Origin of the sequence: Bradyrhizobium sp. 215_C5_N1_1 (assembly GCF_052075935.1) — a bacterium.
GTDB lineage: Bacteria > Pseudomonadota > Alphaproteobacteria > Rhizobiales > Xanthobacteraceae > Bradyrhizobium > Bradyrhizobium barranii.
In genome coordinates this window covers 4,670,630-4,695,763 of record NZ_CP197228.1, presented here as the reverse complement: position 1 = coordinate 4,695,763, position 25,134 = coordinate 4,670,630, and the positions used below count along the sequence as shown (strand labels likewise).

The 25,134-nt window shown below is 65.1% G+C and carries 19 protein-coding genes and 1 tRNA gene; 17 read left to right on the top strand and 3 right to left on the bottom strand.

The window, feature by feature from the left end; all coding sequences use genetic code 11:
* Positions 1-11 precede the first annotated feature (11 nt).
* On the top strand, positions 12-749 hold the full coding sequence (locus tag AB7G19_RS22630) for an amino acid ABC transporter ATP-binding protein (RefSeq protein WP_063983419.1): 738 nt from the start codon (positions 12-14) through the stop codon (positions 747-749).
* 167 nt (positions 750-916) lie between these two features.
* Here the strand turns inward: AB7G19_RS22630 and AB7G19_RS22625 are convergent, their stop codons facing one another.
* Both AB7G19_RS22625 and AB7G19_RS22620 read right to left on the bottom strand, forming a co-directional pair.
* Complete coding sequence (locus tag AB7G19_RS22625; RefSeq protein ID WP_028161359.1) at positions 917-1,951, bottom strand: cysteine synthase A; 1,035 nt, start codon at positions 1,949-1,951, stop codon at positions 917-919.
* 109 nt (positions 1,952-2,060) lie between these two features.
* Positions 2,061-3,290, bottom strand: a complete 1,230-nt coding sequence (locus AB7G19_RS22620) for a cyclopropane-fatty-acyl-phospholipid synthase family protein (protein WP_354265823.1) — start codon at positions 3,288-3,290, stop codon at positions 2,061-2,063.
* Positions 3,291-3,938: 648 nt separating this feature from the next.
* On the opposite strand from AB7G19_RS22620, the gene AB7G19_RS22615 reads away from it, so the two are divergent.
* From AB7G19_RS22615 to AB7G19_RS22565, 11 genes are all read left to right on the top strand, one after another.
* Complete coding sequence (locus AB7G19_RS22615) at positions 3,939-5,390, top strand: efflux transporter outer membrane subunit (protein ID WP_354265824.1); 1,452 nt, start codon at positions 3,939-3,941, stop codon at positions 5,388-5,390.
* Positions 5,380-6,780, top strand: coding sequence for an efflux RND transporter periplasmic adaptor subunit (locus AB7G19_RS22610; protein ID WP_439036522.1), 1,401 nt, complete (start codon positions 5,380-5,382; stop codon positions 6,778-6,780). The genes AB7G19_RS22615 and AB7G19_RS22610 overlap by 11 nt, the downstream gene beginning before the upstream one ends.
* Positions 6,781-6,816: 36 nt before the next feature.
* A complete protein-coding gene (locus AB7G19_RS22605) occupies positions 6,817-9,966 on the top strand; it encodes an efflux RND transporter permease subunit (RefSeq protein WP_354265825.1) in 3,150 nt (1,049 codons plus the stop codon).
* Positions 9,966-13,070 carry an efflux RND transporter permease subunit gene (locus AB7G19_RS22600; protein WP_354265826.1) on the top strand — a complete coding sequence of 1,035 codons (3,105 nt, stop codon included), beginning with the start codon at positions 9,966-9,968 and terminating at the stop codon, positions 13,068-13,070. The genes AB7G19_RS22605 and AB7G19_RS22600 overlap by 1 nt, the downstream gene beginning before the upstream one ends.
* 225 nt (positions 13,071-13,295) lie before the next feature.
* The gene (locus AB7G19_RS22595) at positions 13,296-14,096 is read left to right on the top strand and encodes a class I SAM-dependent methyltransferase (RefSeq protein ID WP_354265827.1); all 801 of its coding nucleotides are present in this window, start codon (positions 13,296-13,298) and stop codon (positions 14,094-14,096) included.
* An 83-nt stretch (positions 14,097-14,179) separates the two neighbouring features.
* Entirely contained in the window at positions 14,180-14,554 is a 375-nt protein-coding gene (locus AB7G19_RS22590; protein WP_208012672.1) for a hypothetical protein, read from the top strand.
* Positions 14,555-14,705: 151 nt separating this feature from the next.
* On the top strand, positions 14,706-15,440 hold the full coding sequence (locus tag AB7G19_RS22585; protein ID WP_063983412.1) for a tRNA-uridine aminocarboxypropyltransferase: 735 nt from the start codon (positions 14,706-14,708) through the stop codon (positions 15,438-15,440).
* Between the two features lie 67 nt (positions 15,441-15,507).
* Positions 15,508-16,353 carry an ABC transporter permease gene (locus tag AB7G19_RS22580; protein WP_441268127.1) on the top strand — a complete coding sequence of 282 codons (846 nt, stop codon included), beginning with the start codon at positions 15,508-15,510 and terminating at the stop codon, positions 16,351-16,353.
* A 7-nt stretch (positions 16,354-16,360) separates the two neighbouring features.
* Complete coding sequence (locus AB7G19_RS22575; protein ID WP_208071470.1) at positions 16,361-17,122, top strand: ABC transporter ATP-binding protein; 762 nt, start codon at positions 16,361-16,363, stop codon at positions 17,120-17,122.
* Positions 17,123-17,178: 56 nt separating this feature from the next.
* Positions 17,179-17,252: transfer RNA gene (locus tag AB7G19_RS22570), tRNA-Cys, on the top strand.
* A gap of 189 nt (positions 17,253-17,441) precedes the next feature.
* The gene (locus AB7G19_RS22565; RefSeq protein ID WP_008132040.1) at positions 17,442-17,588 is read left to right on the top strand and encodes a hypothetical protein; all 147 of its coding nucleotides are present in this window, start codon (positions 17,442-17,444) and stop codon (positions 17,586-17,588) included.
* Positions 17,589-17,669: 81 nt separating this feature from the next.
* Here AB7G19_RS22565 and AB7G19_RS22560 read toward each other — a convergent pair whose 3' ends face one another.
* Positions 17,670-17,864 carry a hypothetical protein gene (locus AB7G19_RS22560; RefSeq protein WP_354265855.1) on the bottom strand — a complete coding sequence of 65 codons (195 nt, stop codon included), beginning with the start codon at positions 17,862-17,864 and terminating at the stop codon, positions 17,670-17,672.
* Between the two features lie 262 nt (positions 17,865-18,126).
* Here AB7G19_RS22560 and AB7G19_RS22555 point away from each other — a divergent pair, with 262 nt between their 5' ends.
* The 5 genes from AB7G19_RS22555 (at position 18,127) to AB7G19_RS22535 (ending at position 25,120) form a co-directional block, all read left to right on the top strand.
* On the top strand, positions 18,127-18,390 hold the full coding sequence (locus AB7G19_RS22555; protein WP_166096520.1) for a hypothetical protein: 264 nt from the start codon (positions 18,127-18,129) through the stop codon (positions 18,388-18,390).
* A gap of 440 nt (positions 18,391-18,830) precedes the next feature.
* On the top strand, positions 18,831-19,748 hold the full coding sequence (locus AB7G19_RS22550) for an ABC transporter substrate-binding protein (protein ID WP_166096521.1): 918 nt from the start codon (positions 18,831-18,833) through the stop codon (positions 19,746-19,748).
* A complete protein-coding gene (locus tag AB7G19_RS22545) occupies positions 19,748-21,370 on the top strand; it encodes an amino acid ABC transporter permease/ATP-binding protein (protein WP_354265856.1) in 1,623 nt (540 codons plus the stop codon). Before AB7G19_RS22550 ends, AB7G19_RS22545 begins: the two co-directional genes overlap by 1 nt.
* A gap of 43 nt (positions 21,371-21,413) precedes the next feature.
* Positions 21,414-22,655 carry an acetamidase/formamidase family protein gene (locus AB7G19_RS22540; RefSeq protein WP_208071464.1) on the top strand — a complete coding sequence of 414 codons (1,242 nt, stop codon included), beginning with the start codon at positions 21,414-21,416 and terminating at the stop codon, positions 22,653-22,655.
* A 134-nt stretch (positions 22,656-22,789) separates the two neighbouring features.
* Positions 22,790-25,120 (top strand): acetamidase/formamidase family protein, encoded by a 2,331-nt coding sequence (locus AB7G19_RS22535; protein ID WP_441268126.1) that lies wholly within the window; start codon positions 22,790-22,792, stop codon positions 25,118-25,120.
* The last annotated feature ends 14 nt before the right edge of the window (positions 25,121-25,134 follow it).

The window sequence follows — 25,134 nt, the reverse complement described above, 5'->3', positions numbered from 1 at the left end:
TCGAGGTCATCATGTCCGACCCCATCGTCAAGATTTCCGGCCTCAACAAATGGTACGGCGAGTTCCACGTGCTGCGCGACATCGACCTCGAGGTCAAGAAGGGCGAGCGCATCGTGATCTGCGGCCCCTCAGGCTCGGGCAAGTCGACCTTGATCCGCTGCATCAACGCGCTCGAGGAATTCCAGGAGGGCGAGATCGTCGTCGACGGCATCGAGCTCGGGCCGAACCTGAAGCACGTCGATGCGGTCCGCCGCGAGGTCGGCATGGTGTTCCAGAGCTTCAACCTGTTCCCGCATCTGACTGTCCTGGAGAATTGCACGCTGGCGCCGATCTGGGTGCGGAACATCCCGAAGAGGGACGCCGAGGTCAACGCGATGAAATTCCTGGAGCGGGTCAAGATCCCGCATCAGGCCAACAAGTTTCCCGGACAGATGTCCGGCGGCCAGCAGCAGCGCGTCGCGATCGCACGCGCGCTGACGATGAACCCCAAGGTGATGCTGTTCGACGAGCCGACCTCGGCGCTCGACCCCGAAATGGTCAAGGAAGTGCTCGACACCATGGTCGACCTCGCCGAGGAGGGCATGACCATGCTGGTTGTTACCCACGAAATGGGCTTCGCCCGCGAGGTCGCCAACCGCGTCGTGTTCATGGATGCGGGCCAGATCATCGAGGCCAACACGCCGAACGAGTTCTTCGCCGCTCCCCAGCACGCGCGGACGAAGCTGTTCTTGAGCCAGATCTTGCGGTGACCCCGTAGGGTGAGCAAAGGCGCCTTTGCGCCGTGCCCACCATCCGTCCGCAGTCTCCGGCAAGCAAGGTGGGCACGCTTCGCTTTGCCCACCCTACGGCTACGGCACCGCGGCTTGCCTCAACTTGAGCCGGACTTCGTAGTCCGGGCGGCTGCAACCCTCCCGGCCTAGACGAACGGCGGCTTGATGTTGCTGCGCTTCTCCAGCCATTCCGGCACCGGCAGGTTCTTGGCGCGCATGAAATCCGCGTTGAACAGCTTCGACTGATAGCGGCTGCCGGAATCGCAGAGCACGGTGACGATGGTCTTGCCGGGCCCGAGCTGTTTCGCGAGTCGTATCGCGCCGGCGATGTTGATGCCGGTGGAACCGCCGAGGCACAGGCCTTCGTGCTGGAGCAACTCGTAGATCACCGTGACGGCTTCTGCATCGGGAACAAGATAGGCGTCATCCACCTTCGCGCTCTCGACGATTGCGGTCGCACGGTTGAGGCCGATACCTTCCGTGATCGAGCCGCCCGGCGTCGCCTTGGCGTCGCCGCTCCGAAAATATTCGAACATGCCGGCGCCATGCGGATCGGCGCAGGCGATCCGGACGTCCTTGTTCTTTTCTTTCAGATAGCGGCTGACGCCGGCGAGCGTGCCGCCGCTGCCGACCGAGCAGACGAAGCCGTCGACCTTGCCGCCGGTCTGCTCCCAGATCTCGGGGCCCGTCGACTCGTAGTGCGCCTTCGCATTGTCGAGGTTGTTCCACTGGTCTGCGAACAGCACGCCATTGGGCTCGGTCTTGCGCAGCTCGTCGGCGAGCCGGCGACCGACATGCTGATAATTGTTGGGATTGGCATAGGGCAGGGCCGGCACCTCGATCAGCTCGGCGCCGCACAGCTTCAGAAAATCCTTCTTCTCCTGGCTCTGCGTCTCCGGGATCACGATCAGCGTGCGGTAGCCGCGCGCGCTCGCCACGACCGCGAGGCCGATGCCGGTGTTGCCGGCGGTCGCCTCCACCACGAGACCGCCCGGCTTGAGCTCGCCGCGCTTCTCGGCCTCCAGGATCATCCATTTGCCGGCGCGGTCCTTCACCGACTGGCCCGGATTCATGAACTCGGCCTTGCCCAGAATGGTGCAGCCGGTCAGTTCGGAGGCGCGCTTGAGCTTGATGAGCGGGGTGTTGCCGATGGCTTCGACAACGTCATTTTTGATGGTCATGTCAGGCAATTACCGGCTGGATCATAGGGTGGGCGCGACCCTAAAGTAGGGTGGCGGGCCTTACAAGCGACCCTTGCAAGCGACCCCTGCAAGCCGACCCCGCAAACCCTTATTGCTGCTTTGCGAAGATGACTTGCCGGACGTCGATATTTCCGGACAGGAATCCGGCCTCGCAATAGGACAGGTAATACTCCCACAGCCGCCGGAACCGGTCGTCGAAGCCGAGCGGCACGAGGCCCGGCCAGGCCGTCTGGAAGTTATTCCGCCAAGTGGCCAGCGTCTTGGCATAATCCTGCCCGAAGATGCGCTCGCGAATGACGGGCAGGCCGAACCTGTCACCGAGCGACTTGAGCACGGCGGGCGAGGGCAGCATGCCGCCGGGAAAGACGTAGCGCTGGATGAAGTCCACCTCGCGCCGGTAGCTCTGGAACAGCCTGTCCTGGATCGTGATCGCCTGGATGCCGGCGAGGCCGCCGGGCAGCAGCCGGTCCCGCAACTGGGCGAAATATTTCGGCCAGAACTGCTCGCCGACGGCCTCGATCATCTCGATCGAGGCGATGCGGTCGTAGCGGTCGCGTTCGTCGCGATAATCCTGAAGACGGATCTCGACCTTGTCGGCAAGGCCCGCCTCGTGAATGCGCTTCTGCGCAAAATCGCGCTGCTCGGTCGAGATCGTGAGGCCGACTACGCGCGTGCCGAAGGTCTTTGCGGCGAACTCGGCGAAGCCGCCCCAACCGCAGCCGATCTCGAGCAGCGTCTGGTCCGGCTTCAGGTCGAGCGCCTCGGCGAGCCGGCGGTATTTGTTGGTCTGGGCTGCCGTGAGATCGGAGGTGCTCTCCTCGAACAGCGCCGAGGAATAGGTCATGCCGGGATCGAGCCAGGCTGAATAGAACGCGTTGCCGATGTCGTAATGGGCATGGATGTTGCGCCGCGCCTGACGGCGGGTGTTGCGGTTGAACCAGTGCTGCAGCAGCTGGACGAACCGCATCAGCGGCTTGTCGTTCAGCATGGCCTGGATCAGATCGTGATTGACGCAGAACAGGTAGAGGAATTGCGTCAGGTCCGGCGTATCCCAGTCGCCGGCGAGATAGGCCTCCGCGATGCCGATGTCGCCGCTGTTGATGAGGCGCGACGCGAAGCCGTAATTGTGCAGTCGCATCGCCGCATTCGGGCCCGGCTCCTGGCCGCCGAGACGGATCACGCGTCCGTCGGGCAGGGTGACGTCGAGCGTTCCTCGCCGCAGCCGCGCGCCAAAACTGAGTGCGAGCCGAACGATGCGCGGCAGATCGGCGAGCACTGTGTCTATGGTGTCTGACGTCACCGAGATGGTATGCGACATCGGCAGATCCATCACCTGAACGGATACTGTCCGACCGCGAGCCAGGCGCCCCCATACGCCTCATATCGCTGGACCCGAGGGCGCCCCGCAAACGGTCAGCGTCGAATCATGCGAATGATATAGGTGCGCGCTGCGCCGGTCGCCAAGGGGCTGGCGGGGTACCTCCGGCAATCCACCGCCGTGTGCACAGCGCAATTGCAGGCCAGCACCCGATCAAAGCGCGCCGTGCGCTCAGCCAAGGCCGGGGAAGCTGCGGTGCGCCGCGATGCAGGTTTCGGTGGAGCGCCTGCCGGGACCGGTGGCGCTGGCGTCGGCGTGGCAGCAATATCACATGAAATCTTGGTAAGCTTGAATGCGCCCCGGAGCGAGGTTGGAATACAAAAAAGCCCTGTGACACAGGTATATTGTGTATTTGCGTGAGTTCGACATCGACGCATTCGAGGCCGCATTTCGCAGGTGCGGGACTGTCCCCCTGTTCCGCGCCCCGCTAGTATGAACTTCAGGTTCCGCAGAAAGCATCACGGCTGTGAACGAGTTACACAAACGCCCCCGGCCGTTCCGCCACGAATCGGTTAATCCGGCTCTGCGGTGGCGGATCTATCTGCCCGGCGGGGGGTGGATGTGACACAGGATGGTCCTGCGGTCGCCATGAGGCGATCTCCCGGCCTTACGTTCCGGACGTCGCGCGCGGCGCGATGGGCTGCCGTGGCGTGCCTTGCCGCCAGTTCAGGCGCCTGCGTGCTGACGCAGGATTTGCCCGATCCCGCACTCGATGTTCCCACGCAGTACAAATACGCGGGCAAGCCGGATGCGCCGCCGTCGCTGGATTGGTGGCGCGGCTTTCGCTCTGCGGAGCTGACGCAACTGATGGAGGAGGCGCAGATCGTCAATCTCGACATCGCCGCCGCCGTCGCGCGCATCGTCCAGGCCGACGCCCAGGCGCGGCAGGCGGGCGCGGCGCTGCTGCCGAGCCTGTCGGGCGGCGGATCGGAAACCTATTCACGCACCTCGGGTTCGAGCGCCTCGGGCCTGTCCATCGGCGGCCGCGAAGTCGTCAACTATTCGGCCTCGCTGAGCGCGAGCTACCAGCTCGACTTCTGGGGCCAGAACCGCGATGCGCTGCAAGCCGCAGAAGAGACGGCGAATGCCAACCGATTCGATCGCGACGTCGTCGCGCTGACGACGCTCGCCGGCGTCGCCAACGCCTATTTCCAGGTGCTGGCCTCGCAGGACCGGCTGCGCACCGCCCAGAGCAATATCGCCAGCGCGCAGCGGATCCTCGATGCGATCCGCGAGCGCCGCAAGGCCGGCACCGGGACCGATCTCGACGTCGCCCAGCAGGAGAGCGTGGTCGCCAACCAGAAGGCGCTGGTGCCGCCGCTGCGCCAGACGCTCGACCAGAACGTCAACGCACTCGCCGTGCTGGTATCGCGGCCGCCGGAGAGCGTCCGCGTGCTCGGCGGCTCGCTGAACAAGATCGCCATCCCGCGCGTCACGCCCGGCCTGCCGTCGGAGCTTTTGACGCAGCGGCCCGACATCCGCCGCCAGGAGGCACAGCTCGCCTCGGCGACCGCGAACATCGGCAATGCCCGCGCGCAGTTCTTTCCGACGATCCAGCTCACCGGCAATGGCGGCTATCAGAGCTCGGCGCTGGTCTCGCTGTTCCAGCCGCATGCGGCCTTCTTCCAGCTCGTCGGCAGCGCCACGCAGCCGATCTTCGACGGCGGCAAGATCCTCGGCAATTTCGAATTCGCCAAGGCGCGGCAGGACGAGTTGCTCCAGACCTACCGCAAGACCATCATCCAGTCGTTTGCGGACGTCGACAACGCGCTGTATTCGATCAAGCAGACCACGATCAAGCTACAATTGCAGCGCGATGTCGTTACCTCGTCGAAGCGCGCCTTCGATCTCGCCGAGCAGCAATTGCGCGCCGGCACGGCCGACATCGTGACTGTGCTGAACGTCCAGCAGACACTATTTCAGGCCGAAGATGCGTTGTGGCAGGCCCAACTCGCACGGCTTCTCGCCATCGTCAGCCTGTATCAGGCGCTCGGCGGCGGCTGGGAGCCGCGAATGGAGAAACCGGTCAATGCTCTTTAAGCCGGATACGAAGGAAGGCGCGAAAGAAGGGACGGCGAAGAAATCGCGCGGCCGCGGCTTCGTCATGACCCTGATCACGCTCGCCATCCTTGGCGGGCTCGGCTATTTCGGCTGGACCGTCTGGCACCAGCAGCCGCAGCAGGCGAATGGCCGCAACCAGCGGCCCGATCTGCCGGTGCCGGTGCTGGCGGCGACACCCCGCATCCAGGACGTCCCGGTCTATCTCGACGGCGTGGGTGCGATCCGCGCGCTCAACACAGTGACCGTGCGCTCGCAGGTCGACGGCAAGCTGATCGCCGTGAAATTCACCGAGGGCCAGGACGTCAAGAAGGGCGACGTGCTCGGCGAGATCGATCCCGCGCTCTACCAGGCGACGTATGATCAGGCCGTCGCCAAGAAAGCGCAGGACGAGGCGCAGCTCGCCAACCAGCGCATCGACCTTACGCGCTACGAGCAGTTGGCTGCCTCCAACGCGGGCTCCAAACAACAGGCCGACACCCAGCGCGCCGCGGTCGCGCAGACCGAGGCGCTGGTCAAAGCCGACCAGGCCGCGATCGACAATGCGGCGGCGACGTTGAGCTACACCAAGATCGTGGCGCCGCTCTCCGGCCGCGCCGGCCTGCGCCAGGTCGACCAAGGCAACATCATCCACGCCGCCGACGCCACGGGCCTCCTGGTGATCACGCAATTGCAGCCGATCGCGGTGTGGTTCAGCCTGCCGCAGCAGCAGATCATGCGCGTCAACGCAGCGGCGTCGAAGGGCACGCTCGCCGTCGACGTGTTCGGCAATGACGGCATCACCGTGATCGACACCGGCAAGCTCACCGGCATCGACAACCAGGTCGACCAGACCACGGGCACGCTCAAGCTCAAGGCGGAATTCCCCAACGCCAATTATCAGCTCTGGCCGGGCCAGTTCGTCAATGTCCGCCTCAAGGTCGAGACCTTGATGCAGGCGCTGGTGGTGCCGACATCGGCGGTGCAGCGCGGACCGATCGGCACCTTCAGCTACGTCATCGGCGAGGACAATGTCGTCTCGGCCAAGCCGGTCACGGTGACCCAGCAGAACGAGCATGACGCCGTCATTGCCAACGGCTTGTCGCCGACCGACAAGGTCGTCACGACGGGCTTTGCCAATCTGTCCGACGGCTCCAAGGTGGTCGTCGGCCGCGATGACCAGACACCGTCGGCCGATCTCGCCCCGCGCAAGCGCACGCGGGGCCCGGATGGGCAGAAGAAGGACGGGCAGGCCAAGGACGGGCAAAAGGACGGACAGGGCAAGGACGGCGAGCACCGCGCCAAACGGAGCAGCAGCGAAGGCGACCAGAAGGGGCAGACCGGACCGGCACCGGGGCCGGGGGCATCGGGACCTGGAGCCAAGCAGCCATGATCCCGACAACAGCCGCCTGAGCGGCAGGCACATCCCATGGGCGTCTCCGAACCCTTCATCCGCCGCCCGATCGCGACCTCGCTGCTCGGCATCGCCCTGCTGATCGGGGGCGCGCTCGGCTATTTCTCGCTGCCGGTCTCGGCGCTGCCGCAGGTCGATTTCCCGACCGTGCAGGTGTCGACGCAGCTTCCGGGCGCGAGCCCCGACGTGATCGCCTCGCTGATCACCGCGCCGCTGGAACGGCAGCTCGGCCAGATCCCGTCGCTGACGGCGATGAACTCGACGAGCTCGTTCGGCGTCAGCCAGATCTCGCTCCAGTTCGATCTCAACCGCGACATCGACGGCGCGACTCAGGACGTGCAGGCCGCGATCAACGCGGCGGCCGGCGTGCTGCCCAAGACGCTGCCCTATCCGCCGACCTACGCCAAGGTGAACCCGGCGGACGCACCGGTGATGACCCTGGCGCTTCGCTCCGACACGATCTCGCTGCGGGCGATGAGCGACATCGCCGACACGCTTCTGGCGCAGCGGCTGAGCCAGATCTCCGGCGTCGGCCGGGTCTCGGTGCTAGGTGGGCTGAAGCCGGCCGTGCGCATCCAGGCGGATCTGGCGCGCCTTGCCGCCTATGGCATCGCCATGGAGGATCTGCGCACTGCGATCTCCAATGCCAACGTCTCCGGGCCAAAAGGCTCGCTCGACGGCGCGCAGCAATCCTACCTCATCGCCGCCAACGACCAGATCACCGCTGCCGACGCCTACAAGCCTGTTATCATCGCCTACCGCAACGGCTCCCCGGTCACGATCGGCGACGTCGCGCAGATCGTGGATGGCCTCGAGAACGACCGCACCGGCGGCTGGTACCAGGGCACGCCGGCGGTCATCATCGACATCCAGCGCCAGCCCGGCGCCAACGTCATTGATGTCGTCAGCCAGATCCGGGCGGAAATCCCAAAAGTCCAGCGCGCCATTCCGGCCGGCGTGAAACTCACCATCGTCTCCGACCGCACCGTCACGATCCGCGCCTCGGTCCGCGACGTGCAGTTCACCCTGATCCTCAGCGTCGTCTTGGTGACGCTGGTGGTGCTGCTGTTCCTGCGCTCGCTGCGGGCCACGCTGATCGCGGGCGTCGCGCTGCCGCTGTCGCTGATCACGAGCTTCGGCATCATGTATTTCGCCGGCTTCAGCCTCGACAATCTGTCGCTGATGGCGCTCACCATCGGCACCGGCTTCGTCGTCGACGACGCCATCGTCATGATCGAGAACATCGTCCGCCACATGGAGAACGGCGACAGCGCGATGGAGGCCTCGCTGAAGGGGGCCAGCGAAATCGGCTTCACCGTGATCTCGCTGACGGTGTCGTTGATCGCGGTGTTCATCCCGCTGCTGTTCATGTCCGGCCTCGTCGGGCGCATGTTCCGCGAATTCGCGTTGACGCTGACGATCGCGGTCGTGACCTCGGCCGTGGTCTCGCTGACGCTGACGCCGATGATGTGCTCGCGGCTGCTCAAGCACGCCCATGAGGAACTGGCGGTGCCGGGATTGGCCGCGATCAGCCGCTTCATCGATAGCACCGTCGAGTTCTATCACCGGACGCTGCTCTGGGTCCTGGAACGCCAGCGCGCCACGCTGCTCGTGACATTTGCGACCCTGGTCGCGACCCTCGTCCTCTATGTCGTCGCGCCAAAGGGCTTTTTGCCGCTTCAGGACACCGCCTCGATCACGGCGGTGACTGAGGCGGGACCTGACGTGTCGTTCACCGAGATGCAGAAGCGCCAGGCCGAGGCGGCCGATGCCATCAAGGCCGACCCTGACGTGGTCGGCGTGGTCTCGGTGATCGGGGCGGGCTCGGTCAACCCGACCACCAATGTCGGACGCCTGGTCATGACCTTGAAGCCGCGCGGCGAGCGGCGCGACGACGTCAGCGCGGTCGTGACCCGGCTGAAGGAACGGGTGTCGGCCATCCCCGGCATGACCGTCTATTTCCAGCCGGTGCAGGACGTGCAGATCTCGACCCAGTCGAGCCGCTCGCAATACCAGTACACGCTGACCGGCACTGATGCGACGCTGGTGTCGGAATGGGCGCGCAAGCTTGTTGCCGAGATGCGGCGCGATCCGCTGTTCCGCGACGTCTCCTCGGAGGCGCAGGAGGGCGGCCTGCGGGCGCAGCTCGACGTGGACCGGACCCGGGCCGGACAGCTCGGCGTGAGCCTGCAGGGAATCACCGACACGCTCAACGACGCGTTCGCGCAGCGGCAGATCTCGACCATCTACGGCCAGGCCAACCAGTACCGCGTGGTGCTGGAGGCGCTGCCGATGTACCAGCGCGATCCCTCGATCCTGTCGAAGCTGTATCTGCCGGGCGCGGCGAGCAGCATCGTGGGCGCGCCCAACGCCCAGGTGCCGCTCTCGGCCGTGGCGACCCTGAAGCGCACCACGGCGCCGCTCGCGATCTCGCACCAGGCGCAATTCCCGTCGATCTCGCTCAGCTTCAACCTCGCCCCGGGCGCCGCGCTCGGCGATGCCGTCGAGGCGGTGAAGACGATCGAGACCCGGATCGAGATGCCCAACAGCATCGTCGGCGTCTATGCCGGCGATGCCGCCGAATTCGCCAAGGCGCTCGCGGGCCAGCCCTGGCTGCTGCTCGCCGCCGTCATCACGATCTACATCGTGCTGGGCGTGCTCTATGAGAGCTACATCCACCCGATCACCATCCTGTCGACGCTGCCCTCGGCCGGCGTCGGCGCGATCCTGGCACTGATGCTGTGCGGTCAGGACCTCTCGGTGATCGGCCTGATCGGCATCATCCTGCTGATGGGCATCGTCAAGAAGAACGCGATCATGATGATCGACTTCGCGCTCGAGGCCGAGCGCAGGCAGGGGATGTCGCCGAACGAGGCGATCGTGCAGGCCTGTCTCTTGCGCTTCCGTCCGATCATGATGACGACGCTGGCGGCGCTGTTCGGCGCGCTGCCGCTCGCAATCGAGAGCGGCACCGGCGCCGAGCTGCGCTTTCCGCTCGGTATCTCCATCATCGGCGGCCTGCTGCTGAGCCAGCTTCTGACGCTCTACACCACGCCCGTGATCTACCTGGCGCTCGACCGCATCAATCGCCGCCTCGAGCAGGCGCTGCCGCCGGCCGAATCCGGCGGCCCGCCGGTCGCGGGCGCGACCGAGGGGATGCAGTGATGGCATCGATCTCGGAGCCCTTCATCCGCCGGCCGGTCGCGACCACGCTGCTGTCGATCGGGTTGTTCCTGCTGGGTGTCGTCGCCTACGAGTTCCTTCCCGTCGCCTCGGTCCCGAACGTCGACTTCCCCGCCATCTTCGTGTCGGCCAGCCGGCCCGGCGCCGACCCGTCCGTGATGGCGGCGACGGTGGCCTCGCCACTGGAGCGCCGGCTCGGCGAGATCGCGGGCATCAACCAGATCACCTCGACGTCGTCGCTCGGCACGACCAGCATCCAGCTCCAGTTCGACATCGGCCGCAACATCGACAAGGCCGCACGCGACGTGCAGGCGGCGATCAACGCGGCGCTGATCGACCTGCCGAGCGACCTGCCGACGCTGCCGCGCTTCCGCAAGGCGAACACGGCCGGCGCGCCCGTTTTCGTACTGGCGCTGACCTCGAAGACGCTGTCGGCCAGCGCGATCTACGACGTCGCCGATACCGTGCTCGCGCAGCGCATCTCGCAGGTGCCTGGTGTCGGCGACGTGACGGTGAGCGGCGCCGACCAGCCGGCGGTGCGCGTGCAGCTCAACCCCGTCGCACTGTCCAACGCCGGCATCGCCACCGACGACGTCAGGACCGCGATCATCAACGCCAACCCGCTTGGTCCCGTCGGCATCTTCAACGGCGAGCGCCAGAGCGAGACGCTGTCGCTGAACAAGCAGATGCGGACGGCGAAAGAGTTCCGCGACATCATCATCAAGAGCTCGAACGGCAATTTCGTCCGGCTGTCCGACGTCGCCGACATCGAGGACTCCGTCCGCAACGCTCGCTCCATCGCCTGGTTCAACAAGCAGCCGGCGGTGCTGATCCAGATCACCAAGCAGGGCGACGCCAACGTCATCGACACCGTCGACCGGGTGAAGGCGCTGATCCCGGCGCTGAAGCAATGGATCCCGGCGGGTGTCGATATTTCCACGCTGGTCGATCGCACCAGCACGATCCGCGCCAGCGTGCTCGACATGCAGTGGACGCTGCTGGCAACCGCCGTCCTCGTGATGGTCGTGGTGTTCGTGTTCCTGCGGCGGCTGACACCGACGATCGCGGCTGGCATCTCCGTGCCGCTGGCGCTGGCCGGAACCTGCGCCGGGATGTGGGTCGCGGGCTTCTCGATCGACAATCTGTCGCTGATGGCGCTGGCGATCTCGGTCGGCTTCGTGGTCGACGACGCCATCGTCATGATCGAGAACATGTACCGCAATCTCGAACATGGCATGCGGCCGCTCCAGGCGGCGCTCGTAGGCGCCCGGCAGATCGGGTTCACCGTGGTCTCGATCAGCCTGTCGCTGATCGCGGCTTTCACGCCGCTGATCTTCATGGACGGCATCGTCGGCCGCCTGCTGCGCGAGTTCTCGCTGACGCTGACCTTTGCGATCCTGGTCTCGACGCTGGTGTCGCTGACGGTCACGCCGATGATCTGCGCCCATTACATCCGGCAGACCACGTCCGGGACCGCGACGCTGTTCGATCGGCTGATCGAAGGTTCGCTGTCGCGCGTGGTCGCGTTTTACGCCCGCAGCTTGCGCACCGTGCTGCAATATCCGCTGCTGACGCTGCTGGTGTTCTTCGCCACCATCGGCCTCACGGTGACGCTCTACATCAAGGTCCCCAAGGGCTATTTCCCGACCGACGATTCCGGTTTCGTCATCGGCGCGACGCGCGCCTCGGCTGACATCTCGTTCCAGTCCATGCTCGGCCTGCAGCAGCGGCTCGCCGACATCGTGATGCAGGATCCGGCCGTGGCCGGCATCGGCTCGACGGTCGGCAGCGGGGGCGGGCCGGGGGGAGCGACCTCGAACCGCGGCACCATGTTCATCAGCCTGAAGCCGCCGGAGGAGCGTGACCACGTCTCGACGCAGGTCGTGATCGACCGTCTCAGGCGCGCCCTGTACCCGGTGCCCGGCATCCGCCTGTTCATGTTCGCTGCCCAGGACGTCCGCGCCGGCGGACGGCAGAGCGATTCCGACTACCAGTACACGCTGACCAGCACCGACCTCAGCCTGCTCCAGAAATGGGCGCCGATCGTGGCCAAGCGCATGGAGAGCGTCGAGGGCATCACGGATATTTCGAGCGACCGCGATCCGGGCGGGCTTCAGCTCACGCTCTCGATCGACCGCCAGAAGGCCTCGGCGCTCGGCGTCAAGGTCCAGGACATCGACAACGCGCTCAACAATGCATTTTCGCAGCGGCAGATCGGGATCATCTACACTCAGCGCAACCAGTATATGACCGTGCTGGAGATCGACCCGAAATTCCAGGTCGACCCATCCAACCTCGATCGCATCTATGTCGCCGGTGCCAATGACGCGCAGGTGCCGCTGTCGGCCGTGGTGCATGCGACGCGCGGGCTCGCTGCGCTGGCGGTCTACCATTCGCAGGGGTTTCCCTCGACCACGGTGTCGTTCAACCTGATGCCGGACGTGCCGCTCCAGACCGCGACCCAGAACGTGCAGCGCGCGATCGAGGAGCTGCACATGCCGGAAGGCATTCGCGGCAGTTTTGACGGCAACGCGGGCGATTTCGCCAGGACCAGCGGCCGCCAGCCGCTGCTGATCCTCGGCGCGCTGGTGGCGATGTATATCGTGCTCGGCGTGCTCTATGAGAGCCTCGCCCATCCGCTGACGATCATCTCGACGCTGCCATCCGCCGGGCTCGGCGCGCTGCTCGCCTTGCAGCTCACCAACACGCCGCTGACGGTGATCGCCTTCGTCGGCATCATCCTGTTGATCGGCATCGTCAAGAAGAACGGCATCATGATGGTGGACTTCGCGCTCGATGCCGAACGCCAGCGCGGCCTGTCCTCGGCGGAGGCGATCTTCGAGGCCTGCCAGGCGCGCTTCCGCCCCATCCTGATGACGACCATGGCGGCCCTGTTCGCCGGCATTCCGCTGGTCATCGCGACCGGTCCGGGCACGGAGCTCCGCCGTCCGCTCGGCATCACCATCATCGGCGGCCTGTTCGTCTCGCAGATCCTGACGCTCTACACGACGCCCGTGATCTACCTGCTGATCGACCGCCTGCGCCGCCGCTCCGAGCCGCGCCCGCTGGCCGCACCGGCGGAATAGGCCAAGTATCGCGCACCTTCCGACACCGTCATTCGGCTCAATCCCCTAACATTTGATGTTGTCAACTTAACATCTGTTCTCATAAAGGCTGTTACTTCTCATTTCTGTCAACAAAGCTCGTTACAGAACGGAGACGGGCGCGGCCTTCGCTCGTCGCGCCGCCCGAAGCTGTTGCATTCGAACGGAATCCCGCCCCGAGAATGTGTGACGTGCTTGGGAAACCTTGTGGGCGAGCGGAAATCGGCTGGCTCGTGTTGCTTTGGAGTGATTGGCCAAATGGCTAATACCGTCGGATCGCACTTTTTCCCGGAGATTGCGGCGGGTGGATTCTCTCGGGTCGATGGCACGATTCAGTTCTGGCAGCGGGTCGGGGCCTTGGTTGGCCAGGATTCCATCGTGCTGGACTTTGGCGCCGGACGAGGCGCCGGCCAGAGCGAGGATTCGGTTGCCTACCGGCGCAGTCTGCGGTCGTTGAAGGGACGGGTGCGCGAGCTCGTCGGGGTGGATGTCGACCCGGCTGTCACGACCAACAAGGCGCTGGATCGGGCGTTCGTGATCACACCCGACGGAGAGCTTCCGATCGCCGATCAATCCATCGACGTGATCGTATCGGATTTCGTGTTCGAGCATCTCCAGGATCCTGCCAGAGCCGCCCGTGAACTCGACCGCGTGCTCAAGCCGGGCGGCTGGATCTGCGCGCGAACGCCCAACCGCTATGGATACATCGCACTCGCCAACCGGATGATCCCCGACCGGTTGCATGCCCGCATCATCCAGTCGGCCCAGGACGACCGCAAGGGCGAGGATGTCTTCCCGGCCGTCTATCGGCTGAACACTGCCGGCGCGTTCAAACGGCATTTTCCCGCCTCCCGATACGATCTGTATGTGATCCCGTGGGACGCGGAGCCGGCCTATTATTTCGGATCGAAGCTGCTCTATTCGCTGTTGCTTGCGGTTCAGCACTGCACGCCGGCTCCGTTCAAGACGGTGTTGACGGCGTTCATGCGCAAACGCCCCGTGCCGTGAGCCCGACAGCCAAGTTACGCCGGGCTCAAGCTGCCGCTGGGGCGATCGTACAGTGTGCCGCGCCTTCCAAGATGTCGTACACGGTGATCTACAACCAGATCAGCCAGGTCCTGCAGTTTCCGGTTGATGCGGACCGCTCGGTGTCGTTCGGCAAAATCGCGTTCGCTGCCGAGCTCGATTCCAACCGCAATGTCACCGGTTACCGACTCTACCTCGACCTCGACGGGCCAAACGCGGGCTTCATCACGTCGAACACGGGGCGCGTTCGATTGGGTGCAACCAATACGTTTGCGACTGGCCGGGGCGGTACTCCTCCGACGGGCCATCTCATGATCGGCGATCAGTTCTATGACACCAGCCTCGGAATTCCGATCTGGTACGCCGGTAAGGACAGTGAAGGCAACTACCTGTGGAAGAACGCCGCCGGAGCAGTTGTTGTGTCCATTGCTCCTCAGTGAAGTAGTCGGATTGCTCCGACACGCACGCGAAACGACCGCCTTCGGGCGGTCTTTTTGTCTGCCGAGGACGACGAAGATTCGGCGGCAGCCACTGCCGAGTCCACGCGAGGCCGGGTTGTTGAACCGCCGCTTCAAGCGTATAGCGGCGACCATGTCGAACCCCACAGCCGCCGCGCCGGCCGATCCGATCCCCGAATGCCCGCACTGCCAGAAGCCGATGCCGCTGTGCATCTGCGACAGTGTCACGCCCATCAAGAACCGGCTCTCGCTCCTGATCCTCCAGCATCCGCAGGAGCAGGACAGGGCGCTCGGCACCGCCCGGCTGCTTGCGAAGCACTTTGCCGATGCCACGGTGCGGGTCGGCCTGTCCTGGTCGAGCCTGTCCAAGGCGCTGGCGCGGCCGGTCGAGAACGCCTCGCACTGGGCCGTGCTCTATCTTGGCTCGGCGCGCGCGGCCGATCTGGAGGCCGAGGGCGAGATCCTGGCGCTCAACCGCAAGGGCGAGGTCGCGGAGAACCAGCGCTCGATCCTCGGCAAGCTCGAAGGCGTGGTGCTGCTCGACGGCACCTGGAGCCAGGCCAAGGCGCTGTGGTGGCGCAATCCCTGGATGCTCAAATGCCAGCGCGTGATCCTCAACCCGGCGCATCCCTCCCGATACGGACGCCTGCGCAAGGAGCCGCGGAAAGACGGGCTGTCGACCATCGAGGCGGCCGCGACCATCCTGGCCAGTCTTGAGAAGCGCCCCGATATCGCCGAGACGCTCAATGCCAGTTTTGAACGGATGTTGACGCGCTACCGCGAGGTTCAGGCCGAAATGCCGGAATTGGCACCAAAACCGCCGGTCAAGGACCGCCGGCGCGGTGTCCGGCGCAGCAAGCGCAGCTGACTCGCGCTTAAATCCTCCGTACGGTTGATTGCCCCGCGCGAGACGGGCGGGTAGAGACGATCGGCCGATGGGCCGCGAACTGTTATCTTCGCAGCATCGGATAGCCGGAAGCGGAAGGGGCAGTCGCATTCAGGCCGCGGCGAAGGAAATCCTTGCACAGGCGGCGCGGCCCGATCGCTGGGGCACGCTCGCGCTGATGGACATTTCGCTGCGTTACCGGCGCACCGTGATCGGCCCGCTCTGGATCACGCTGACGCTGGCAGCAACAATCGCAAGTGTCGGCACGGTCTACGCAGCGCTGTTCAAGCAGGACATCGCCGGTTTCCTGCCGCCCTTCGCCGTCGGCCTGATCGTCTGGACCCTGATCGCGACGACGCTCCAGGAAGGCTCCAGCATCTTCGTGGCGTCGGGCCACCTGATCAAGGCCGTACCCGCGCCGCTGATCGTGCATGTGCTCCAGATGATCGCGCGCAACGTCCTCATCTTCGCGCATCATCTGGTGATCGTCGTGCTGCTGTACATCGTGATGCCCTGGCCGCTGCATGGGAGCATGCTGCTCGCGGTGCCCGGCTTTGCGATCCTGCTCATCGTTCTGCTCGGCGGTTCGGTCGCGCTCGGCATGCTCTGCGCGCGCTTTCGCGATATCGGCACGGCGATCGTCAGCGGCCTGCAATTCATCTTCTTCCTCACGCCGATCATCTGGACCGAGGACGCCCTGCGCGGCACCGCGTTCCACTGGCTGATCCGGGCCAATCCGTTCGCGACGCTGCTCGACCTCGTGCGCAGGCCGCTGCTGTCGCAGCCGACCGATCCGCAGCAATGGCTGCTCGGGGCGATCTATGCGATCGTCGTAGCCGTCATCGCCTTCGGCTGCTACGCGAAATACCGCCACCGCGTGGCGTATTGGCTGTGAGGCGCGCATGAGCCTTGCTGCCCACATCGTGCTTCGCAATGTTTCGGTCAACTTTCCGGTGCTGTCGTTCCGCGACCGTTCGCTGCGCAGCCGCTTCGTCAGCGCGGTGACGCTGCGCCGGACGCCGGCGGTGCCGCACATCGTCTCCGCGCTCAACGACGTCAGTCTCGACATCCGCGCCGGTGACCGCGTCGCCATCATCGGCGCCAACGGCGCCGGCAAGACCACGCTGCTGCGGGTTCTCGCCGGCATCTATCATCCGACCGCGGGCAGCGTGGACGTGCTCGGCCGCTGCCTGTCGCTGTTCGACCTGTCGGCCGGGTTCGACGAGGAAGCGACAGGTTACGAGAACATCGTGCGCCGCGGTCTCGTGATCGGCGCACGGCGCTCCGAGATCGATGCGCGGCGGGCGGAGATCGCCGAGTTCACCGAGCTCGGTGACCGGCTCGACCTGCCGCTGCGGACTTATTCCAGCGGCATGATGCTGCGCCTGATCTTCGCGGTCGCAACCGCCGTGGAAGGCGAGATCGTGCTGCTCGACGAATGGATCGGCGTCGGCGACCAGCAATTCCGCCGGAAGGCGCGGCAGCGGCTCGACGAGATCGTGGCCCGTGCCGGCATCCTGGTGCTGGCCTCCCACGACATCGAGCTGATCCAGAATACCTGTAACCGCGCGATCCTGCTCGAGGAAGGGCGGATCACCGCGGCCGGCCCGACCGATGCGATTCTTGCGAAATATCTCGCTGGCCCCAGCGGGGCCAAGGCGTAAACGCCCGGTCGGGGTTGCCTAAGCCATTGATCCCCTATATTGCTCCGCCCTTACGGGGCCACGTGGCGGAGTGGTTACGCAACGGTCTGCAAAACCGTGTACACCAGTTCAATTCTGGTCGTGGCCTCCATAACAACCTCCTGATATTTCATCATAAATTTTGCTCACCGCGCGTTCCGCGGAGCACGCGATTGAGGCCTGCCAGGCCGTGCACACCGGGTTTGCCCGGGGCTTGGCGGACACCAGCGATTCAGGCCCGATGGCGTAGACTTCGCATCTGCGAAGTGATGCGTCACGAACCCCTGGAGCTGGAGAGCACGTGAGCGACGTCGTCCGATTTGTCCCGAAATCCGAGCTGGAGCGGGCTCGCCTCATTCGCGAGGCCCGTGCGATCTATGACAGCATCTTTCCGCCGGCCGCACCCGACCGGGCGCCGCAGGACGGCGAGGAGCGGGTCAAGACCTGATCGGTCCCGCGCCGTTCCGGCGCATGGCCGATAGCAAAACGCCCGCGTGAGCGGGCGCATCGGTTGACGTTGAAAGTGGTCTCAACAGGCCGCGTACCAGCCGTCCGGAAACGGCAGAAGGGGCCAGGCGCCCTCATTGTCATTGGCGGCTTTGGGCGTTGCGACGTACGACCACGAGCGGGGCACGAATTCCTTCTCCGGCTCGGGCGCGAAATCTTGATAGACCATGGCGTCCCGGACGGCATCCAGCAGCAAGTTGAATTCGGCTTCGCTCATCGCACCCTCGCAGAACGCGGATGGCGCAATGTCGCAAAGCCGGTTTGTTACCCGATTGAGCCGATCGTTCGCATTTTAGCGATCCGGCGATCGGGCTCCGATTGGTTAGCGATTCCTTAAAATCCCCGCGGAACCGTACGTTCCTCCCGTCCGGCCTCAGTGTGAAAGAGATCACATCCCCCGCGATTTATTTCTCCTACCCCTTGGCACGACACCGGCCAGCGAAGGCCGGGGGCGGGCAAGGCAGACGGGAGACTTGGTCATGAGGGCAAGGTTCTTACGGTTTGCGGGTGCGAAGAGCCGGGCGCGCCGCGCCTCGACGGTCGGGCTGTTCCTGGCGCTGTTCGCCTCCGCCGCCAATGCGCAGCAGGGAACGCCGGAGCAGCGCCGGGCCTGCACCCCCGACGTCTATCGGCTCTGCGCCGGCGAGATCCCCAACGTCCGCGCCATCACGGCCTGTCTGCGCCGTAACTGCTCAAGCTTGAGCGAGGCTTGCCGCACCGTCTTCGACCAGGCCGGCGGCTGACATAGCCGCCCTGTGGGTTTGTGCGCAGCAAGTGGCTCGTGCGGTCTCGCGAATCCGGCATAGTCGGCCTGTGGATATGCTGCGGACAGGCTGTGGAAAGCGGTGAGATGCTGTGGATGTCGTCCACAGATGCGTCTGCCCCGCGCCTCATTTCCGTCAGCAAACGTCATATCTCTGTCAAATATCCTGACTGATTGATTCTCCGACCGCCCAGATTATTGCGTCGCGCGAGATCATTTGGTTCTCCCGAATTCGGAATTGCGTGCCGCAGGACACCTGACGCACGAACAGTTTTTGTGCAGCGGGCTGCCCAATTCGCGGGCCCCATTCATCCAATTTTTTGTACGCCCGCGGACAAGCTTTCCCGTCCGCACTCCACCTAGGCTCGTTCCCGAGATCTGGAACATGGCCAGTGCCATGACAATTCGAAGGAGCTGGAGATGGAGACACGGGTATTGCCCCATGCACGGGGGATCGCACGCGCATCATTGCCATGGCGCAAGGTCGCGCTCGGCGCAACCATCGCTTTCGGCTTCGTCGCCGCGGTGCCGCTGAGCGCGCAGGCCGCCGCGCCCGCCGCCTGCGCCGCACTCCAGGAGAAATATCCGGACTGGAAGGGCAAGACCCTCGTCAACGCGATCAACCCGCACACGCCGGGCTATGAAACGATCGACCCGAAGGATCCCAGCAAATATATCGGCTTCGACATCGATCTTGGCGAAGCCATCGGCGAATGCCTCGGCTTCAAGCTGACCTACAAGCCGGTGACGTTCGCAGCACTCCTCACAACACTCGCTGCCGGCCAGGCGGACATCGTCATCTCAGACATCTACGCCACCAAGGAGCGCGCGAAGGCCGCCGACTTCATCACCTACTCGAAAGTGTTCGACGGCGTGCTGGTCGCCAAGGGCAATCCGAAGGGCATCAACGGCATCAACACGTCGATGTGCGGTGCTGCTGCCGCCGAAAACACCGGCTATGTCGAGGTGCCCCTGATCCAGGCCCTGATCCCGGAATGCAAGAAGGCCGGCAAGGCCGAGCCGACAATCCAGCTCTACGACAACAACGCCAACTGCATCCAGGCGATCCTGGCCGGCCGCGCCGACACCTACATCAACGACGTCAATACCGTCGACAGTGCGGTGAAGGCCTATCCGGACAAGCTGGAGAAGGCGGTCGCGGTGACGATCCCGTATTCGGTCGGCATCGCCGTGCCCAAGGACAAGCCGAAATTCCGCGACGCCGTGCTGGCCACACTGATCGAGGTGCAGAAGGCCGGCACGCATATGGAGCTTCTGAAGAAGCACGGGCTCGACGTGAACAACTTCAAGGAGCCGGACATTCTGACGGCTGACTGATGTCGCTGTTCCTCCATTATTTGAGCATGCCGTATCTGCTCGAGGGCATCGAGCTCACCCTCGAGGTGACGGCCCTCGGGCTCGGCGGCGGATTGATCCTCGGATTGATCCTCGCCGGCATGCAGCTCTCGCGCTTCTGGCCCCTGGCGGCGATCGCCAGGGCCTACACCGTGATCTTCCGCGGCACGCCGCTGATCCTGCAGATGGTGTTCGCCTACGACGCGCTGCCGCATATCGGCATCAAGCTGCCGGCGGTGCTGGCGGCCGGCCTCGCGCTCGCCTGCAACGAGGCGCCGTTCATCGCGGAGATGCTGCGCGCCGGCGTGCTCGGCGTCGATCGCGGGCAGGTGACGGCCGGTCAGGCGCTCGGCATGACGCCGCGGATCCTGATGTGGCGGGTGATCGCGCCGCAGGCGATCCGCACCATGATCCCGGCCTTCGGTAACGAGGCCGTCAGTGCGCTGAAGAATTCCTCGCTGGCGTCCGTCGTCGCGGTCCAGGAGCTGACCTTGCGCTCGACGCAGCTGGCGTCCTCGACCTTCGACTTCTTCTCGATCTTCTTCGCCTCGGGACTCTTGTACCTCGTGCTGACCTTCGCCATCAGCGTCATCCAGTTGTTCGTCGAATGGCTGCTCGATCTCGATCGCGCCAAGGGGCGTCAGCGCAAGCTCGCCGACTATCTGCCCTGGCGTCGCGTCGACCTCGGCACCAAGCTCGAGCTCACTGAGGCGACCGTTGCCAATTCCGAACTCGTGCAAGCAGAGCTGACCGACACGCCGCCGCTTGCTCTGACCAGAGAGGAGCGCACGCGGCGTTCCGCGACGATCGCGCGCAACAACATCGCGGTCGAGACCAAGGACCTCACCAAGAGTTACGGCACGCAAAAGGTGCTCGGCGGCCTCGATCTCACCGTTCGCGTTGGCGAAGTGGTCGCGCTGCTTGGACCCAGCGGCTCCGGCAAGAGCACGCTGCTCCGCTGCATCAACCATCTCGAAAGCTGGGACGGAGGCACCGTGCGCGTCGGCGGCCGCCGTCTCGGCTTTGACGACGACGGCAAGTTGCTGTCACCGCGGGCGATCGCCAACGAGCGGGCAACCGTCGGTGTCGGCATGGTGTTCCAGCAGTTCAATTTGTTCGCCCATCTGTCGGCACGCGAAAACATCGCCGGGCCTTTGCGCTGGGTCCACGGTATGACCCGCATCGACGCCGACCGTCGCGCCACCGAGCTGCTCGACCGCGTCGGTCTCTCGCATCGCGCCGACGCGCTGCCGCGACATCTCTCCGGCGGCCAGCAGCAGCGCGTCGCCATCGCCCGCGCGCTGGCGCCCAATCCGAGCGTGCTGCTTTTGGACGAGCCGACCTCGGCGCTCGATCCCGAGCTCGTCAACGAGGTGCTGGAAGTGATCCGGCGGCTCGCCATCGACGACGGCCTCACCATGATCATCTCGACGCACCAGATCCGCTTTGCCGATGAAGTCGCCGACCGCGTCGCTTTCCTGAGCGGCGGCGCGATCATCGAGGAGGGACCGGCGCACGAGGTGCTCACCAATCCCCGCAATCCGCTGACGGCGCGTTTCCTCAGCGTGATGGAAGCCGACAAGACTCCGGAGGTGGTGCGATGAGCGCTGCCTTCGTAAGGTTCAAGACTCCCGAAGAGGCCATCTCATGAAGCATTTCACGCTGCCGGTTTCGCCGAAGACCGTCCACTGGGGCTATTTCTCCAAGAAGGTGACGCCGGCCCTGACATTGCGCTCCGGGGATCGCGCCACCATCGAGACGCTGACCCATCATGCCAATGACGATTACGAGCGCATGATCCAGGGCGATCCCGGCGCCGAGAGCGTGTTCCAGTGGACGCGCGAGCACAAGGCGGTCGCGCGCCGCGGCTCGGGCCCGACCGAAGGTCCGTTCATGCGCGGCGCGGGCGAGGGGATCGGCGTGCATCTCCTCACCGGACCGGTCGCGATCGAAGGCGCCGAGCCCGGTGACATCCTGGAAGTGCGTATCCTCGATATCAGGCCGCGACCGAGCTGCAGCGCCTGCCATGCCGGCCGCTGCTTCGGCTCCAACGTCGCGGCCAATTGGGGCTTTCACTATCACGATTTGATCGAAGAGCCGAAGCCGCGCGAGGTCGTCACCATCTTCGAGCTCGACACCTCGGGCGAGCCTTATGCGAAAGCGGTCTACAACTACGTCTGGACGCCGCAGACCGACCCCGACGGCATCGTGCATCCCACCATCGACTATCCCGGCGTGCGCGTCGATCACGCCACCGTCAGGAAGCGCGAAAACATTCTGTCGAGCGTGAGGGTGCCCGCGCGATTGCATTTCGGCACCATGGGCCTCGCGCCGTCGGAAGCCGACTTCGTCAGCTCGATCCCGCCGAGCTACACCGGCGGCAACATCGACGACTGGCGCATCGGCAAGGGCGCGCGGATGTTCTATCCGGTCGCGGTCCCCGGCGCCTATTTCTCGGTCGGCGATCCCCACGCCGCGCAAGGCGACAGCGAGCTCGGCGGCACCGCAATCGAGACCTCGCTCACCGGCGATTTCGAGTTCATCCTGCACAAGAAGGCTGATCTGGCCGGCACCAATCTGGAGGGCCTCGACCATCCGATGCTGGAGACCGATCACGCCTGGTCGTTCTACGGCTTCACCTATCCGAACTATCTGGCCGCGCTCGGCGCCGACGCACAAACCGAGATTGCCAATCACTCGAGCCTCGACCGTGCGATGCGCGATGCGTTCAGAAAACTCCGGCGGTTCCTGATGACCGTGCACGGTCTCGGCGAGGACGAGGCGATCTCGCTGCTATCGGTCGGCGCCGATTTCGGCGTCACCCAGGTCGTCGACGCCAATTGGGGCGTCCACGGCACGATCCGCAAGAACATCTTTCGCTGCGACTAATGCATTGAGACACAGCGAGTTTTCGGGATGAGGGGATGAGCGGCGAACGTCATTTGCGGCCCGTTGCTGCGACGGATGACCGCGTTCGTCTGGCACAGAGGTTGCTTCGATCAACTGCAATCTGGGTTGATCCGATGAGCTTCCGGCCGTTCACGAGCGAGTCCTACGCGCAAGACGACCGCCCCGAAGCCTGGCGGGACGTGCTGGCGGCGGTTGGCCTGCAACCGGCGACCGGCCATTCCTTCTTTGACGGACATGCAACCGCATCGCATCGCCATGCCGCAGGTGTTGCGCTGACGCGCATGGCCGCTGGCGCGCAAAGCGTCGCGCCTCTTTCGCAACCGAATGAAGACCTTCCGATCGCGCTGATCCCGGTCGAGGACGGCATGGTGCTGAAGAGCGCCGGCGGCCACCGCATCGTTCCGGTCGGCCATCTCGTGCTGCTGCCGCGGAGCGGGGACTGGAGCATCGTGTTCCAGCGCGACATGCGGGCCATCGTGCTGTCGGTGACCTCGGAAGCGCTGCACGGACGCCTCTCGGGCAGGCCGCGGCTCGGCGAGCCCCGCGTCGTTCCACCCAGCGGCTTTGCCGATGTGTTCTCGCGTCTGCTGGACGCGACCGCGCGCACGCTCGACACGTTGAGCGATGCCGAGTGGAATTCGGTCGCGCAGTCGCTCGTTGATCTGCTCCTGACGCTCGCGCATCAACTGGCGGCTTCGACGTCCGATGCCGGATCGAGCGCGACGCAGGCAGCGCTGCTGCATCGGATCTGCCAGACCATCGAGCGCCGGCTCGACGATCCCGAACTGGCACCGGCGCGCGTCGCGCAGGCCGAGGGGATTTCCGAGCGCTACCTGCAAAAGCTGTTCGAGACGGTCGGCGACAATTTCACCCATTACGTCCGGGAGCGCCGCCTCCAGCGTGCCTGGGCCGATCTGTCCAATCCGACCGAGGCGCATCGTTCGATCTCGGAGATCGCCTATGCCCACGGCTTTGGCGATTCCGCTCATTTCAGCCGCGCCTTCCGTCACCGCTTCGGCCTGCCGCCGCGCGAGTTTCGCCAGCAGGAGGCGGAGCGGGCGACCTTGCAGCACGGCATTGCCGGCCAGCGCGGCTGGCCGCAGGAGGCGCTGGCGCAACTGCGCGTGCATTCGAGCGTCGAGGCACGCAGCACCGTTGCGTGTGCCGGCACTGAGGAGCGGACGACCACGGAACGCAGGCATCACCATCTCCCGGTCGAAGCCAGCCGCATCCATTGGGGCTATTTCAGCCGCTCGCTGGCGCCGCAAATCGAGATCGCCTCGGGGGACACCATCACCGTCGAGACGCTGACGCAGCACGCCTCCGACGCACCCGAGATGATGATCGCGGGCGATGCCGGTGCTGAAAGCGTGTTCGGCTGGACACGGGACAAGAAGAACGTCGATCGTCGCGGCGCTGGCCCGATGGATGCCAGCGTGTTCGGCCGTGGCGCCGGCGAAGGATTTGGCGTGCACATCTGCACAGGGCCGGTCGCGGTGAAGGATGCTCAGCCCGGCGACGTGCTGGAGGTGCGCATCCTCGACATCGTGCCGCGCGCGAGCCGCAATCCGAACCATGCCGGCCGCGTGTTCGGCTCCTCGGTCGCGGCCTGGTGGGGCTATCACTACAACGAGTTTCTCGGCGGTCCCATGCCGCGCGAGGTCGTCACCATCTACGAGATCTTCGACGATCCAGAGGAGCCGCACGCCCGGGCGCTTTATTCCTATCGCTGGGAGCTGCAGACCGACCCCTTCGGCGTCATGCACGCCACCTACGACTATCCCGGCGTCCCCGTCGCGCCGGCCACGGTGAAGCGCCGGCATGCCGTACTCGATGGCATCCGCATTCCCCTGAGGCCGCATTTCGGCGTGATCGCGGTGGCGCCGCGCGAGGTCGATTTCGTCGACTCCGTGCCGCCGTCCTATTTCGGCGGCAATCTCGACAATTGGCGGCTGGGGAAGGGGTCTACCGTCTATCTTCCGGTTTCGGTGCCCGGCGCGCTGCTCTCGGTCGGCGATTCCCATGCCACGCAGGGCGACGGCGAGCTCAGCGGCACCGCGATCGAATGTTCGATGACAGGGACGTTCGAGGTGATCCTGCACAAGAAGGCCGATCTTGCAGGCCGGCCCTTTGCCGATCTCTCTTATCCCCTGATCGAGACCGAGACCGACTGGGTGTTGACCGGGTTCAGCCATCCCAACTATCTCGCCGAGTTCGGCGCGCAGGGCCAGAGCGAGGTCTACGCAAAGTCCTCGCTCGACCTTGCCATGAAGGATGCGTTCCGGAAAATGCGGCGCTTCCTGATGAACGTCAAAGGCCTCAGCGAGGACGAGGCGATCGCGTTGATGTCGGCCGCCGTCGATTTTGGCGTCACCCAGGTCGTCGACGGTAATTGGGGCGTGCACGCCATCCTCAGCAAGCGCCTGTTTCGGGACGCGACTTAACAAGGACATCTCAA